The 12,436-nt window shown below is 67.2% G+C and carries 14 protein-coding genes; 8 read left to right on the forward strand and 6 right to left on the reverse strand.

The window, feature by feature from the left end; genetic code table 11:
* Positions 1–34: 34 nt before the first annotated feature.
* A complete protein-coding gene (locus BJ970_RS29660; RefSeq protein ID WP_312864538.1) occupies positions 35–547 on the reverse strand; it encodes a cupin domain-containing protein in 513 nt (170 codons plus the stop codon).
* An 83-nt stretch (positions 548–630) separates the two neighbouring features.
* Positions 631–1,533 carry an amidohydrolase family protein gene (locus BJ970_RS29665; protein WP_312864539.1) on the reverse strand — a complete coding sequence of 301 codons (903 nt, stop codon included), beginning with the start codon at positions 1,531–1,533 and terminating at the stop codon, positions 631–633.
* Positions 1,534–1,653: 120 nt separating this feature from the next.
* Here BJ970_RS29665 and BJ970_RS29670 point away from each other — a divergent pair, with 120 nt between their 5' ends.
* Positions 1,654–2,658: a LacI family DNA-binding transcriptional regulator gene (locus BJ970_RS29670; protein ID WP_184730359.1), complete on the forward strand. Its 1,005-nt coding sequence runs from the start codon at positions 1,654–1,656 to the stop codon at positions 2,656–2,658.
* A gap of 28 nt (positions 2,659–2,686) precedes the next feature.
* Here the strand turns inward: BJ970_RS29670 and BJ970_RS29675 are convergent, their stop codons facing one another.
* Entirely contained in the window at positions 2,687–3,133 is a 447-nt protein-coding gene (locus BJ970_RS29675) for a cupredoxin domain-containing protein (protein WP_246471890.1), read from the reverse strand.
* Between the two features lie 271 nt (positions 3,134–3,404).
* On the opposite strand from BJ970_RS29675, the gene BJ970_RS29680 reads away from it, so the two are divergent.
* From BJ970_RS29680 to BJ970_RS29705, 6 genes are all read left to right on the forward strand, one after another.
* Positions 3,405–4,088 (forward strand): M15 family metallopeptidase, encoded by a 684-nt coding sequence (locus BJ970_RS29680; RefSeq protein ID WP_184730361.1) that lies wholly within the window; start codon positions 3,405–3,407, stop codon positions 4,086–4,088.
* A 128-nt stretch (positions 4,089–4,216) separates the two neighbouring features.
* A complete protein-coding gene (locus BJ970_RS29685) occupies positions 4,217–4,468 on the forward strand; it encodes a Smr/MutS family protein (protein ID WP_184730363.1) in 252 nt (83 codons plus the stop codon).
* An 89-nt stretch (positions 4,469–4,557) separates the two neighbouring features.
* Positions 4,558–6,144 (forward strand): Na+/H+ antiporter, encoded by a 1,587-nt coding sequence (locus tag BJ970_RS29690; RefSeq protein WP_184730365.1) that lies wholly within the window; start codon positions 4,558–4,560, stop codon positions 6,142–6,144.
* A 192-nt stretch (positions 6,145–6,336) separates the two neighbouring features.
* Complete coding sequence (locus tag BJ970_RS29695) at positions 6,337–7,230, forward strand: MIP/aquaporin family protein (protein WP_184730367.1); 894 nt, start codon at positions 6,337–6,339, stop codon at positions 7,228–7,230.
* A 160-nt stretch (positions 7,231–7,390) separates the two neighbouring features.
* Positions 7,391–8,587: an FAD-dependent monooxygenase gene (locus BJ970_RS29700; protein ID WP_184730369.1), complete on the forward strand. Its 1,197-nt coding sequence runs from the start codon at positions 7,391–7,393 to the stop codon at positions 8,585–8,587.
* A gap of 125 nt (positions 8,588–8,712) precedes the next feature.
* Entirely contained in the window at positions 8,713–9,837 is a 1,125-nt protein-coding gene (locus BJ970_RS29705; RefSeq protein ID WP_184730371.1) for a hypothetical protein, read from the forward strand.
* 9 nt (positions 9,838–9,846) lie between these two features.
* On the opposite strand, the gene BJ970_RS29710 is transcribed toward BJ970_RS29705, so the two are convergent.
* Entirely contained in the window at positions 9,847–10,290 is a 444-nt protein-coding gene (locus BJ970_RS29710; protein ID WP_184730373.1) for a hypothetical protein, read from the reverse strand.
* Positions 10,291–10,524: 234 nt separating this feature from the next.
* On the opposite strand from BJ970_RS29710, the gene BJ970_RS29715 reads away from it, so the two are divergent.
* Positions 10,525–10,722 (forward strand): CsbD family protein, encoded by a 198-nt coding sequence (locus tag BJ970_RS29715; RefSeq protein ID WP_184730375.1) that lies wholly within the window; start codon positions 10,525–10,527, stop codon positions 10,720–10,722.
* Between the two features lie 151 nt (positions 10,723–10,873).
* Here BJ970_RS29715 and BJ970_RS29720 read toward each other — a convergent pair whose 3' ends face one another.
* A complete protein-coding gene (locus BJ970_RS29720) occupies positions 10,874–11,452 on the reverse strand; it encodes a hypothetical protein (RefSeq protein ID WP_246471891.1) in 579 nt (192 codons plus the stop codon).
* A 195-nt stretch (positions 11,453–11,647) separates the two neighbouring features.
* Complete coding sequence (locus BJ970_RS29725; RefSeq protein WP_184730377.1) at positions 11,648–11,962, reverse strand: hypothetical protein; 315 nt, start codon at positions 11,960–11,962, stop codon at positions 11,648–11,650.
* Positions 11,963–12,436: the final 474 nt, after the last annotated feature.

A 12,436-nucleotide genomic window follows, 5' to 3' on the forward strand; every position in this document is an offset into this window, starting at 1 on the left:
CCGCGTGCTCCGCACCCAACGCCATCGAGCAGGCTCAAACGAGTGCGGTGTCGTCGATGGGCCGCAGTTCCTCGGCGTATGACACGGAAACGCGCCTGATCACGCCGCCGGTCACGGCGTACTGCCCCATCCGCCACAGCGGCGGGGAGTAGGCGTGGATCGAGACGCTGTGGCGCTGCTTGCCGGTGAGCCGGTGGATGTGCTCGGGACCGCAGCCGAACACGAAGCCCGCCGCGACCTCGGTCGCCACGCTCGGCCGGTCCAAGGCCAGGTTGTGCTCGACGAGCGCGCCCCGGGTCACCGCGACCGCGAACGAGGAGATGTCGTGGTCGTGCCAGCCCGTATCGTTCTCCGGTGTCCAGCACAGCACCCAGACGTCGACGTGCGCGTCCCGGTGCAGCGACACGTAATGCCGCTTCTCCTCGCTGAACGCGACGTGGTGCCGCCACAACTCCGGCCGACGCGCCAGCTCCGCGACCAAGCCACGCAGCTCGTCTTGGTCGAGACAACGGCCGGGCAGCGTCTGGAGCGTGAAACCGCCTGTCACTTCGTGAACTGGATACGCGCGCCGCGCAGGCACGACATCCTCGACGGGGGCCGCAGACGCGGGAGGGGCAGGGGGTTCGCCGATCACGGTAATCCTCCTTCGAGCAGACGACGCGGATTCGAACAGCGGATGGCGTGGGAGGCGGCCTCGCCCAGACCCGGCTCGGCCGGCTCGGCGTAAGGCCGGTCGCTGCCGAAAACGAGGGGGTCAATCCCTAGGACCCGGACGAGCGCATCCACACCACGCGGCCCGTACGAAGAGGTGTCGACGAAGACGTACGGATCAATGCGGTCGAACACGCCTCCCCTGGCCACCAGGCGCTCGTGCTGCACGGGCGCCAGGCCGGCCCCGGCGGCGAAACAGATCCGCAACTCCGGCAGCAGCGCGCGGCCCGCGACGTGCCAGGACCACCACGCCGCCTGCAACTGCGCCACGTAATCGACGACCGGCGGCCACCACCCGGGCAGGCCATTAGCCGGGCACGTCGCCGGGCCCGGGTGCACGAGCACCGGCCGATCGCGCCGTTCGCACACCGCTAGCAGCGCTGCGATGCGTTCCACATCAGCCGGTTTCCGCATCGCGTCGGCCGGGACCTGCAACCCGACGCATCCCGCGTCGAGCGCGTCCCGCACCTGTCCCGCGTCGGGCTCCAGCACGTTGGCAGCGGCCCACGCCCGGAACGGCTCCGGCAACGCCAACGCCCCGCGATGCCATGCGTCCAGCAGCGGTCCCGCTTCGTCCGGTGGCAGCCATTCGATGCCGAGCGGACTGGACAGCGAGACGAGCGCGACCTCCGCCCCGCCACCGGTTTCCCGCGCCGCGCGGTCGGCCGGCCGGTGGTCGGCCGGGTCCACCTCGAACGGCGATTCGCCCGCCAGATACAGTGTCCAGCCCCGCACCAGCGGCGGATCCGCACGTGCGCGCAACGCGTCGACGAACTCCCCGGGCCACAAGTGCTGGTGCACATCGATCACCAAACCAGACACGGCCACACCCATGTGAAGCGCTTCAGTGAACGGATTCAGTGAAACGTATCAGCGCTCGCGCGGTCAAGAGCCGAACATGCCCATCCGCTGCTCCGCGCGGCCACGCGCTAGGCTTTTCGAGTGCAACGCCGCAAGCGGCCCACGATCAAGGACATCGCAGCGGAGACAGGACTCTCCCCGGCCGCGGTGTCCTATGCGCTCCGCGGCCTGCAGGTGCCCCCGGAAACCCAGCAGCGCGTGCGGGAGGTCGCCGACCGCCTCGGATACGAGGCCGATCCGGTCGCCCGCGCGCTGGCCAGCGGGCGCACCGGCATGGTGGGTGTGCTGTGCAGTTCGCTGGAGGACCTGTGGCAGCAGCACTTCGCCACCACGCTCGGCAGGCGGTTCCTCGCCGAGGACCGGAACACGCTGTTCATGGACTCCGCCGCCGATCCCGCGCGCGAAGCCATGCTCGCCAAAAACCTCCTCGATCAACGGGTCGACGCGCTGGTCACGATCCCGGTGGACCCGACGTCGCGGCACTGGCCGGAAGCAGCCGAACGGACCATGCTCGTCGCCATCGGCGACCCGCTGCCCGGGGCGTCCACCGCCGCCGAGGTGGTGTTCGACAACAACCTCGGCGTAACCGACGCGCTGCGAACACTCAGCGACGCCGGCCACGCCGAGATCCTGGTGTTGACGCCCGGACCGCAACTGCTGCGCGAACGGCCCGCCGAGAAGGTCGTCCATGACGTCGCGCACGAACTGCGCATGAACCTGCGCATCGTGCCGTGCCCGAACGACCTGACCGGCGCGGCCGAGGTCGCGAGGACCGCGCTCGCCGGGACACCCCGCCCCACTGCGGCGTTCTGCCTCACCGACTCGATGGCCTACGGCGTCTACGAGGCCGCTCGCGGTCTCGGACTGGCCATTCCCCGCGATCTATCGGTCCTCGGGTACGACGACCACCCCGTTTCCCGCCTCCTGACGCCCGCGCTGTCGACCTACCGCTGGGACGTGCAGACCGTTGTCGACGCGGTCGTCGAACGTGTGCTCAAAGCGGTCGACAAGAACCGGCGCAGCAGACGCAAACTCATCGCACCCGAGCCGAAACACCGAGACTCGGTCTGCAAACCAAGCCGCTGAATGCCCTAGATCCTGCTCGGGCGCGGGATCATCCGACATTGACGTCGAGTTGCATCCCCATCTCCCGGTGGTCGCCGACCGGGCACCAGAAGTCGTAGAGGCCGGGGCCCAGTGTCACGGTGAGATCGGCGGCCTCACCTGGCTGGACCACGGGAGTGCGCGCGCTCACGCCCGGACCCGCGATTTGCAGCGCGTGTGGCGCACTCCCGGCGTTGATGGCCCGGAACGTGTAAAGGCCCGGCGGCAAGGAGTCCGGCTGTAGGAGCCGGAATTCGACCATCCTGACGGTCACGACACCCGGCCCGCCGTCAAACGCCGGTCCCGGGGGAGCCGGCGACGACGCAACAGCAGCCGACGCGCCAGCACAGAGGGCCGCCACCAACGCGAACACACCGAGCAGCACGCCCAGCAACGTCCGGCCTGCTCTGCCGGATTTCCTCCGGAGAACCCAGTTCTCCTTCACTTTGATCAGCATTGCTCAAACCCCCATGATCTCGGCATCGGGCCGGAAAAGTCGGTGGCAAAAACAGAAAACCATTACCTGGCCCGGTGGTTTTGACCTCGCAGGCTTGTCCAGGGTAAATCCGCGGGCCGTTCGAATGGTGTCGTATGTTCCTGATGTGCCAGGCGGAACCGCAGTTGAGAGTCTTACAACTGAAGAAGCTGCGGCAGCAGTGAAAGCGGGCGGCATCGGGGCGTAGCGTTGACCGCGCAGGTCAGCGCTTTCGCCGGTTGAGGGGTAAGCGATGCGGGCTCGTCGTGGATCGATTTTCATCGGGCGCCCGTCCGGCGCACTGGTGGGTGCGCTCGCGATCGGCTCAGCGCTTCTGCACTGCGCGCAGCCTCCGTCGGATTTCATGCCGCCATCGGACTTCAGCGCGACCGTCCGACCCGTTACGGCCGCCGGTCTCGGGCCGACGTGGCATCCGGGGTGCCCGGTCGAGCCGGGTCAGCTCCGGAGGGTCGAGGTCCGCCACGTCGGCTTCGACGGTCGGACGCACTCGGGCGAATTGGTCGTGAACCAGGACCGGGTGCGACAGGTGATCGACGTCTTCGAGCAGCTCTACCGGATCCGCTACCCGGTGGAGAAGATCCGGACGGTCGACCACTACCCGGGCGCGGACGACGAGTTGAGCATGGAGGACAACAACACGTCGGCGTTCAACTGTCGCGGTATCCCCGGGACCGGCCGGTGGTCCTTCCACGCGTACGGCAGGGCGATCGACATCAACACGTTGGTCAATCCCTACGTCGACCGCACCGGCGCCATCCAGCCGAAGAACGCGGCAAAATACCTGGATCGCACTCGTAGGGACCCGGGCATGCTGCACGACGGCGACCCGGCAGTGCGGGCCTTCACCGACCGCGGCTGGCGTTGGGGCGGCCATTGGACGACACCCATCGACTACCAGCATTTCGAGCTGCCCTGACCGCATCCCGCAGACCGTCTGCTCCTTGCCCCTTGGTGCGCATTGCTCTGCCCCCAGCCCCATTCCGTTCGGATCAGCCTGGCTTTAGCATGTTCACCGTCATCGATCCTTGAGGTCAGGGAGCCGCGTTGCCCGAGAAGTTGACGGTGGATCTGCATCCTGTCTTCCGGAGTGATCGGGATATCGACCGGGCGGTGCGCAGCGCGATCTTTCGTGCGGCCCAGGAGAAGGTCAAGCTGGTGGAGATCATCCCCGGCAAAGGCGACGGCAAGCTGAAGCGGCGAGTTCTGGCGATGTTGAAGCAGCCGCATCTCAAGAAGCTCTACCGGAGCGTGGAAGCCGACCCCGGCAATGAAGGGCGAGTGCTCGTCCGCTTCTGAAAGCCCGGTGGTCGCCGCCCGTTACTCTCGGCGCTCCGTCGCGTGCGCCGACGTGGAATTTCGGTAATCTGCGCCGCGTTGGCGTTGCCATGGGCAGCGCCGAAGTCCTCATCGGCGGATTGCTGGTGTTGGTAGCGGCACTGGCGGCGCTGGCCCGTCTGTTGTCGATCCCGTATCCGATCGTTCTGGTGCTCGGTGGTGCGGTAATCGGATTCGTGCCCGGGCTCCCGCACTTCGAACTCGATCCCGATGTCGTGCTGGTGGTCTTCCTGCCGCCCTTGCTGTACTGGACGGCGCTGTCGGCGAACTTCCGCGACATGCGGCAAAACCTGCGCGGGCTGGTGCTCAGTTCCGTATGCCTGGTGCTGGCGACGATGGTTGCGGTGGCGGCGCTGGCGCACGCCCTCGTCCCGGGGCTGTCGTGGCCGGCCGCCTTCGCGCTCGGGGCGATCGTGTCGCCGACCGATCCGCTCGCCGCCGGGTTGGTCATGCGGAGCCTGCGGGTGCCTCGACGGGTCGTCAGCGCGGTGGAGGGCGAAGGGCTGTTCAACGACGCCACCGCACTGGTGGCTTACCGCTTGGCCGTGGCGGCGATCGTCGGTGAGAGCTTCTCGCTCGGCCGGGCCGGGCTGGCGTTCGTGGCGGGGGCCGCCGGCGGGATCGCGATCGGGCTGGCCGTCGGCTGGCTCATCGCGCTGATCCGCCGCCACACCACGGACGTCCAGGTGAGCCTGACGATCTCGCTGCTCAGCGGATACGCCGCCTTCATCCCGGCCAATGCCCTCGGCGCCTCGGGCGTGCTGGCAGCGGTGACCACCGGCATCTTCCTCGGGGTCCACGGAGTTCCCGCGCTCCCCGCGCGCACCCGCTTGCAGGGAGTGGTGCTGTGGGACATCCTCACCTTCTTGATCAACGCGGTGCTGTTCGTGCTCATCGGCCTCCAGCTCCGCAGCGCGATCGACGGGCTGGCCGGTTACCCCGTCACCGTTCTCGTCTCCTACGCGCTCGCGGTGACGGGAGCAGTCATCCTGGTCCGGCTGGCCTGGTTTTTCATCGTCCCGTACCTGCTCCGCGCAGTCGACTGGCGCCCGAGCCAACGAGCACGCCGCATCGGAGCGCGCTATCGACTGGTGATCGCCTGGAGCGGCATGCGCGGCGCCGTTTCCTTGGCCGCCGCCCTCGCGCTGCCGCTGGCCACCCGGACCGGCGTTCCGTTCGGCCATCGCGACCTGATCATCTTCCTGACCTTCGCCGTCATCTTCGCGACGCTCGTCGTGCAGGGACTGTCCCTGCCCGCACTCATCCGACTGCTGCGAATCTCGGACAGCGGCGCCGAGGAGCGCGAGGAACTTCGCGCCCGGTTGGCCGCGACACGCGCCGCGCTCGTGCAGATCGACGAACTGGCCGAGCAGGAGTGGACTCGCGACGACAGCGTCGATCGCATGCGCCTCGCCTACGAGTACCGCAGGCGCCGACTCGGCGCGCGCTCCGGCAAGATCACCGACGACGAGGGGTACGAGGACAGGTCGCTCGCCTACCAGCAGATGGTCCGCGTGGTGCTGCAAACGCAACGGACAATCGTGGTGAACCTGCGCGACCGAGGCGAGATATCGAACGACGTGATGATCCGTCTCGTGCGCGAATTCGACCTGGAGGAAGCGCGGCTGGAGATCTGAACGCCGCTGCTGGTCGCGCGTGGAGCCATCCCTGCCTCCCCGACTGCCACTCCAGTAACAGAACCGACAAGGGCGGGGTGCTCACACCCGGCACACTCCGGCCACCAGTCCTACACTCCGGGTGTCGGACCGGCCGTTCGTCATCGGCCGGATCGCACAGTTGGGGGCAGACCACTGGCGCGTGGAGCAACAATGGCTGAGGGGATTCAACGCCGCCGCGGCTACCGAGAAGGGCTTGGTGGCGAATTGCTCGCCGAGTTCCTGGGCACCTTCGTACTGATCCTGCTGGGGTGCGCGTCGGTCGCGGTCGCGGTCGCGGGGCTGCCGGGCTCGGGACGGCAGTCCGACGCATTCGGACCCGCGAACTGGCTGATCATCTCGTTCGGCTGGGGGTTCGGGGTGGTGTTCGGCATATACGTCGCCGGCGGCATCAGCGGCGCGCACATCAACCCAGCGGTAACGCTCGCCTTCGCGGTGCGGAGAGCCTTTCCGTGGCCGAAAGTCGTGCCGTACGTCGTCGCCCAGGTCGTGGGCGCGTTCGTCGCCGCGGCACTGGTGTACTCCGTGTACAGCTGGGCCATCGACGCGTTCAACGCCAAAGCCGGCCTCCCGCGTAACCAGTCGTTGGACACGTTCGCGATCTTCGCGACCTTCCCCGCCAAGTACTTCGACGGATCGTGGTGGGGTCCACTACTGGATCAGATCGTGGGCACCGCGATCCTGGTACTGCTCATCTTCGCGCTCATCGACACGCGCAACACCGCACCGGCGGCCAACCTCGGGCCATACCTGATCGGCACGGTCGTCATCGCGATCGGCTTGACCTTCGGCCCCAACGCGGGATACGCGATCAACCCCGCCCGCGACTTCGGACCGCGCCTCTGGACGTTCCTCACCGGCTGGGGGGAGATCGCCTTGCCCGGGACGTACCAGTGGTTCAGCAACTTCTTCTGGATCCCCATCGTCGGACCACTCGTCGGAGGCGTCATCGGAGCCATCGTCTACGACCTCTTCATCGGCCAGGTGGTGGCCGCCCGCAGTGCCCCGCCAGAGCCTGGACGAGCAACGGATGAAGCCACTGGGTAACCCGGCCTGGCGCCGCGCCACTGGGTGCGAGCTGCTCCCTGCTGGTACAACGGGGGCGTAGCGACCCACGCGGACATGGTGCGCTCGCGCCGGATCACGGCCAGATCCGGAAGTGCCGGCCCGGGCCCCGCTCGTCCCGACGCCCGTGGGAGGGGGATCCATGAACATCGTGTGCATCGGGGCCGGGCCGGCCGGCCTCTACTTCGCCAGCTCGGCAAAACTTCGCGACGCCGGGCACGACATCACGGTAATCGAACGCGATCCACCGGGCGCCACCTACGGCTGGGGCGTCGTGTACTGGGACGACCTGCTGGACGCGCTCTACGAGAACGACCGGGAGAGCGCGGAGCGGATCCGGGCAGCGTCGACCGTCTGGCAGGAGCAGGTCGTCTCGATGCGGAGCACCGACCGGTCCTACCTCGCGGGGTACGGCTACAGCGTGAACCGCGCATCGCTCCTGGAAATCCTTGCCGAACGCGCGGCCGATCTCGACGTCGACGTCCGGTACCACAAGGCGGTGGACGACCTCTCCGAGTTCCCCGACGCCGACCTCATCGTGGTGGCCGAAGGCGCGAACAGCCGGATCCGGCAGCGCTACGCGGAGGAGTTCGGCACCCAGATTGATCAGGGGCGCAATCCCTACATCTGGCTGGGCACGGACCGCGTATTCAGCATGTTCACCTTCGACTTCGAGGAAACCCCCGAAGGCTGGATCTGGTTCCACGCCTACCCGTCCAGCGCCGGGATCAGCACGTTCATCGCCGAATGCCAGGAGAAGACCTGGCGCGCGCTGGGGTTCGACCGGCTGGGCAACGACGAAACCCTGCGTCTGCTGGAAGAAATCTTCGCCGAGCAGCTGGCCGGGCATTCGCTGATCAGCTCCTCACGGGGCAAACCCGCGACATGGCAGCGGTTCACCCAGGTCTACAACCAGACCTGGCGCCACGACAACATGGTTTTGATCGGCGACGCCGCGCACACTACCCACTTCACCATCGGCTCTGGAACCAGCCTGGCGATTTTCGATGCGATCGTGCTCGCGGAGAAGCTGCTCGAACACCAGCAACTGGCCACGGCGCTCAAGGAGTTCGACGAGGAAGGCCATGCCGCGCTGCGGATGGCGCAGTCCTCCGCGCGGAGCAGCATGGCGTGGTTCGAAAACGTCGACCGCTACACCAACCGCAATGCCAACGAGTTCTGCTACGCGATGTCCGGACGCAACAGCGGCCAGCCGCCTTGGCGCTACCAGCAGCATCGACTGACCCAGAACCTCTTGGTGCGCAAGGCCTTACGGCTGACCGGAAACGGCTTGCGCTGGGCGCAGGCGCGGCGGCGCGGCGAGTCCCGGCGGCAGTGAGACCGCTCCGGTCGGGCCGGCTCGGTGTCATAGCCGCCCCGACCGGATGCTCGCGGAGATTGCCAGCAATGGTTGCTGGGTACCCGGAGAGGAATGATCAGCAAACCATTGGAGAAGGGGAACCTTTGACCGCGGAAGCTCAGCAGCGGACCGAAGCCCATGAGGGCCGCGGCAGTCGAGTGCTCGGACTGGTCACCGATCCGGACATGCCCACGCAGATAGGCACGCAGGTGGCGCGCAAGCTCACCGACTGGCTCCGCGACCGCACCGGGAACGAGTGGACAGTCGAGGTGGTCAGTGACCCGTTGACCGCAGGGGAAGCCGACAGCGAGCAGATCCTCAAGAGCGTCGAACGGCACCTGTCGGACCAGGGCTGGGCCTGCGCGGTCTGCGTGACGGACCTTCCGCTGCTGCTGCAGGCGCAGCCGCTGCTGGCAGATGGGAGCACCAGCCGCCGGGTGGCCGTCGTTTCGCTCCCAGCGCTCGGTGGCCTGCAGCCGTATAGAAGGGTGCGGCAGACTCTCGTCCGACTGCTGGACGAACTCCTGGAGCCCGGCACGCCGCGCGAGAGCTCCAGAGCCACGCGGTTGACCAGCAAGCTCGCCTCGGTTCGACGCGCCAGCCCACAAGGCTCGGACATCGACATTCGCTACACCGCTACCCGCGCGCGCGGGTGGATCCGCCTGGTCACCGGCATGGTACGCACCAACCGGCCCGCCACGCTGATCTTCGGCCTGTCCAGCGCGCTGGCAGCCGCCCTTGCGACCAGCGCCTTCGGCTTGTCATCCTCGACAATCTGGCAGATCGCCGACCAACTGGACCCGGCCCGCAAAGTCGTCGCGGGATTCGCCGCGGTCGTGATCTTGGTTGGCTGGCTCACCACCGCCCACCGGCTGTGGGAGCGCGTCGGGCACCGCGAGTCGGCGGACCGCCGGCTGGTCGCGCTTTACAACGCTTCGACACTCGCGACCCTGACCATCGGCGTCGGCTGCATGTATGTCGGCCTGTTCGCCGCCAATCTTGTCGTGGCCTGGTTCCTCGTGACGCCCGCCATGTTGACCAGCATGCTCGGCCACTTTGCCGGGACCGCCAGCTATGTCAGCCTGGCCTGGGGTTTCACCACGATGGGCGTGATAGCCGGGGCACTGGGGTCGAGCTTGGAATCCGACCGGGCAGTGCGACAAGCCGCCTACGGCTACCGGGAAGAACAACGCCGCGCCCGCGATTCCGGGCACGACCGGGCCAGCTAACGCGGGAACTCAGCCGCGCCTTCTCGCCTTCGGGCGGGGAGCTTTCCGGGCTGCCGGAACTGCCCCCTCAGGCGGGAAGTCCTCCCCTGCTGGTCGCGTGGCTTCCTCAGCTAGCACCTCGCCCGCTGCGGGCGTCTCCTCCTCTAGCGCCTCGACGCCGGCCCGCTTCTGGGAACGTGCCCGCATCACACGGTAGGCGGAGTAGCCGAGCGCAGCGGCGGCGGCACCGCTCGCTGCGATGAGGCCGTCGCGCCGCAACTGCGCCAACCTCTGCTTGCGGGCCTTGGTTTTGCGGCTGGTACCTAGCTTCCTACGGAGCCCCTTCGGCGCCAGACCCTCAATCTTGTTCCGGAAAACCAGACCGGCCAGTTTCGGTGCGAGCTTGGCAGCACGCAACCAACCGCGCAGATAAGCAATGAACATCAGTACCTGGGACTTGATTCGTGTCAACATGTCAGCCTCCACCACTGGCCGCGCCACCACCGACACTACCAGCGATGACAACGATTCTTATCCTGCGGCAAGCAAATCAAGCACTGGTAAACGGCCATCGCAGCAGCGAGAACCGCTCGATGTGTAAGCCTGATTCGCTGTGGGTAGGACTGGAGAGACTTCGCCAACCGCGACTGTGTCCGCAGCGAAGCGGTCGGCGAAGTCTACTCCGAACCCCCAAAAAAGGAGCATTCCATGGCTATGGGCGACGAGGCCAAGCACAAGGCCGAGGAACTCGTCGGCAAGGCGAAGGAGAAAACAGGCAAGGCCGTCGGCAACGAGGAGCAACAGGCCGAGGGCAAGACGCAGCAGAGCAAGGGTGCCCTGAAGCAGGCAGTCGACAAGGCGAAGGATGCCGTAACAGGGGGCAAGGACAACAAACCCCGAACGTGACCATCAGGTGACGACGGGCCGCCCACGCTTACCGGGTGGGCGGCCCGTCGTCCGGCATTCCCGGTGCCGCGGCCAGTGGAGTACACAGTGGCCAGTGCCGGCACCGGACCGACGCAACTCCAAAGCAATGTCTCCTCGCGACGGTCAGCACTCAGTCACCACGGGACGACCGGGACCTCGTTCCCGACTCGTGCCGGCCGGCCGCCCCGGACCTGGTTCGACTCGTAGCCCGGCCGCCCGGCTCGGCGGTGCCCGCTTTCAACCGACGGCCGGACACCCCGGTATCGGCGGTCCGCCTCCGCTCCCGGGCTTCGCCGCGCACCCGACTACCGGGCCGCTCCTGCTCGGGCTCACCTTCCTCGGCTTCGCCTTGGTCGGGCTCCTCGTCCAGGGGTTTCCCCAGGTTCTGCTCGGGACTACGCGGCACACGCAAACCGGCCGCACGCTTGGTCAGGTTGTCGCCGATCGAATCGATCTTGTTCGTCGCCGCCGCTATCGCCGCGGTCTTGGCCGCGTCCAGCAAACGGTCGCGCGCATCGTCCGTCAATTTCTTCAACTCGGGGGACCCGCCGAGCAGCTTGCTGCCCTGGGCGAGCAGATCTCGGGGATCCAGCGGCAAGCGCCGCCCAGCCATCATCGCACCGACCATGATCGCGAGCTTCATCTTCCGGCTGCGCCCGAGCACGTAGCCGATACCCACCGCCAAAGCGATGTGCGGTCCGGATTTCATGACCAACCTCCCGCCGGAGCAGCTCTCACCAGCCGGTCGCCGAACCTCGAACCACTCAAGCCACTCATGCCACTGAGCCCACTTAGGGCTCGGCGCCACTCAACCGCATGTTCGATCACCTAGGCTCCGTAAGCCGGTAAGGCGCTAGGGCTGGAGCCTACGCTTCTGCTCGACGCCGAACACCTTTTGTCCGCATCATTCGATCACGCCTGTCTCCCGGAGTTCCTCGTCGACGATCCCGCTCACCCAGCGCCGCAAGGGTGATGAACGCTCTCCATCCCGGAGTTCACCCCGGTCTCTTCTGCACCTTCGTGCTGCTTTCGCCTCGGCCGACTCGTCCTCATCGGCCTTTTCCTCGGCCGAGCGAATGGTCAAGCCGCTCAGTGCGCATAGCACTCCCCAAGCGGCGGCCAGCGTCGCGATCTTGCCGCGCGTCTTCGGCTCGGTTTGCAAGCGATCGACCAGTACAGCGTCGCTGAGATCGGCGGCAACCCGCACCACGACGGCCAACCGGAGCGGGTCCGCGGCCGGGGCAAATGTCATGGCCAGCCCCGATGCGACGTCGCGGGCACCGATGCCACGGAGGACCACCGCTGGGCCGCGCGAGACCCTACCCGCCGAGTTCGTCAATCCGCAGGGACGAGCCAGCAAATCCGGACGCCATAGGACAAGGCCTCCGAATGCGGCCGTTCCGATGCCGAGCAGCCGAGGGAACCACGTCATGGCGATGCACCTCTCCTCCGAGGACGCCGATAGACCGAAAGGAGCTTGCGCCCTTGATCAATCACCCGCTCGGTGATGTTTTACCCTTGCTCCGCAAGGAACACCGCGCTCGCTCACCAGTATGCCCCTGTTGGGGCCATCGTTCTGGCCTCTTCCGAGGCATCGGACTACGGTGAACTCGTCCCGGATGGCCCGCGACCTTCGGAGGCGGGACAGGTGCCACACGACCATCCCGGCGCACGCACGCCCCAATCGGGCCCG

The organism is Saccharopolyspora phatthalungensis (assembly GCF_014203395.1).
GTDB classification, from domain to species: domain Bacteria; phylum Actinomycetota; class Actinomycetes; order Mycobacteriales; family Pseudonocardiaceae; genus Saccharopolyspora; species Saccharopolyspora phatthalungensis.

Excerpts from the sequence above, each read along its gene's own strand:
- BJ970_RS29710 (WP_184730373.1), bottom strand. The coding sequence starts at position 10,290 with ATGTTGACACGAATCAAGTCCCAGGTACTGATGTTCATTGCTTATCTG.
- BJ970_RS29715 (WP_184730375.1), top strand. The coding sequence starts at position 10,525 with ATGGCTATGGGCGACGAGGCCAAGCACAAGGCCGAGGAACTCGTCGGC.
- BJ970_RS29680 (WP_184730361.1), top strand. The coding sequence starts at position 3,405 with ATGCGGGCTCGTCGTGGATCGATTTTCATCGGGCGCCCGTCCGGCGCA.
- BJ970_RS29690 (WP_184730365.1), top strand. The coding sequence starts at position 4,558 with ATGGGCAGCGCCGAAGTCCTCATCGGCGGATTGCTGGTGTTGGTAGCG.
- BJ970_RS29700 (WP_184730369.1), top strand. The coding sequence starts at position 7,391 with ATGAACATCGTGTGCATCGGGGCCGGGCCGGCCGGCCTCTACTTCGCC.
- BJ970_RS29695 (WP_184730367.1), top strand. The coding sequence starts at position 6,337 with ATGGCTGAGGGGATTCAACGCCGCCGCGGCTACCGAGAAGGGCTTGGT.
- BJ970_RS29675 (WP_246471890.1), bottom strand. The coding sequence starts at position 3,133 with ATGCTGATCAAAGTGAAGGAGAACTGGGTTCTCCGGAGGAAATCCGGC.
- BJ970_RS29720 (WP_246471891.1), bottom strand. The coding sequence starts at position 11,452 with ATGAAATCCGGACCGCACATCGCTTTGGCGGTGGGTATCGGCTACGTG.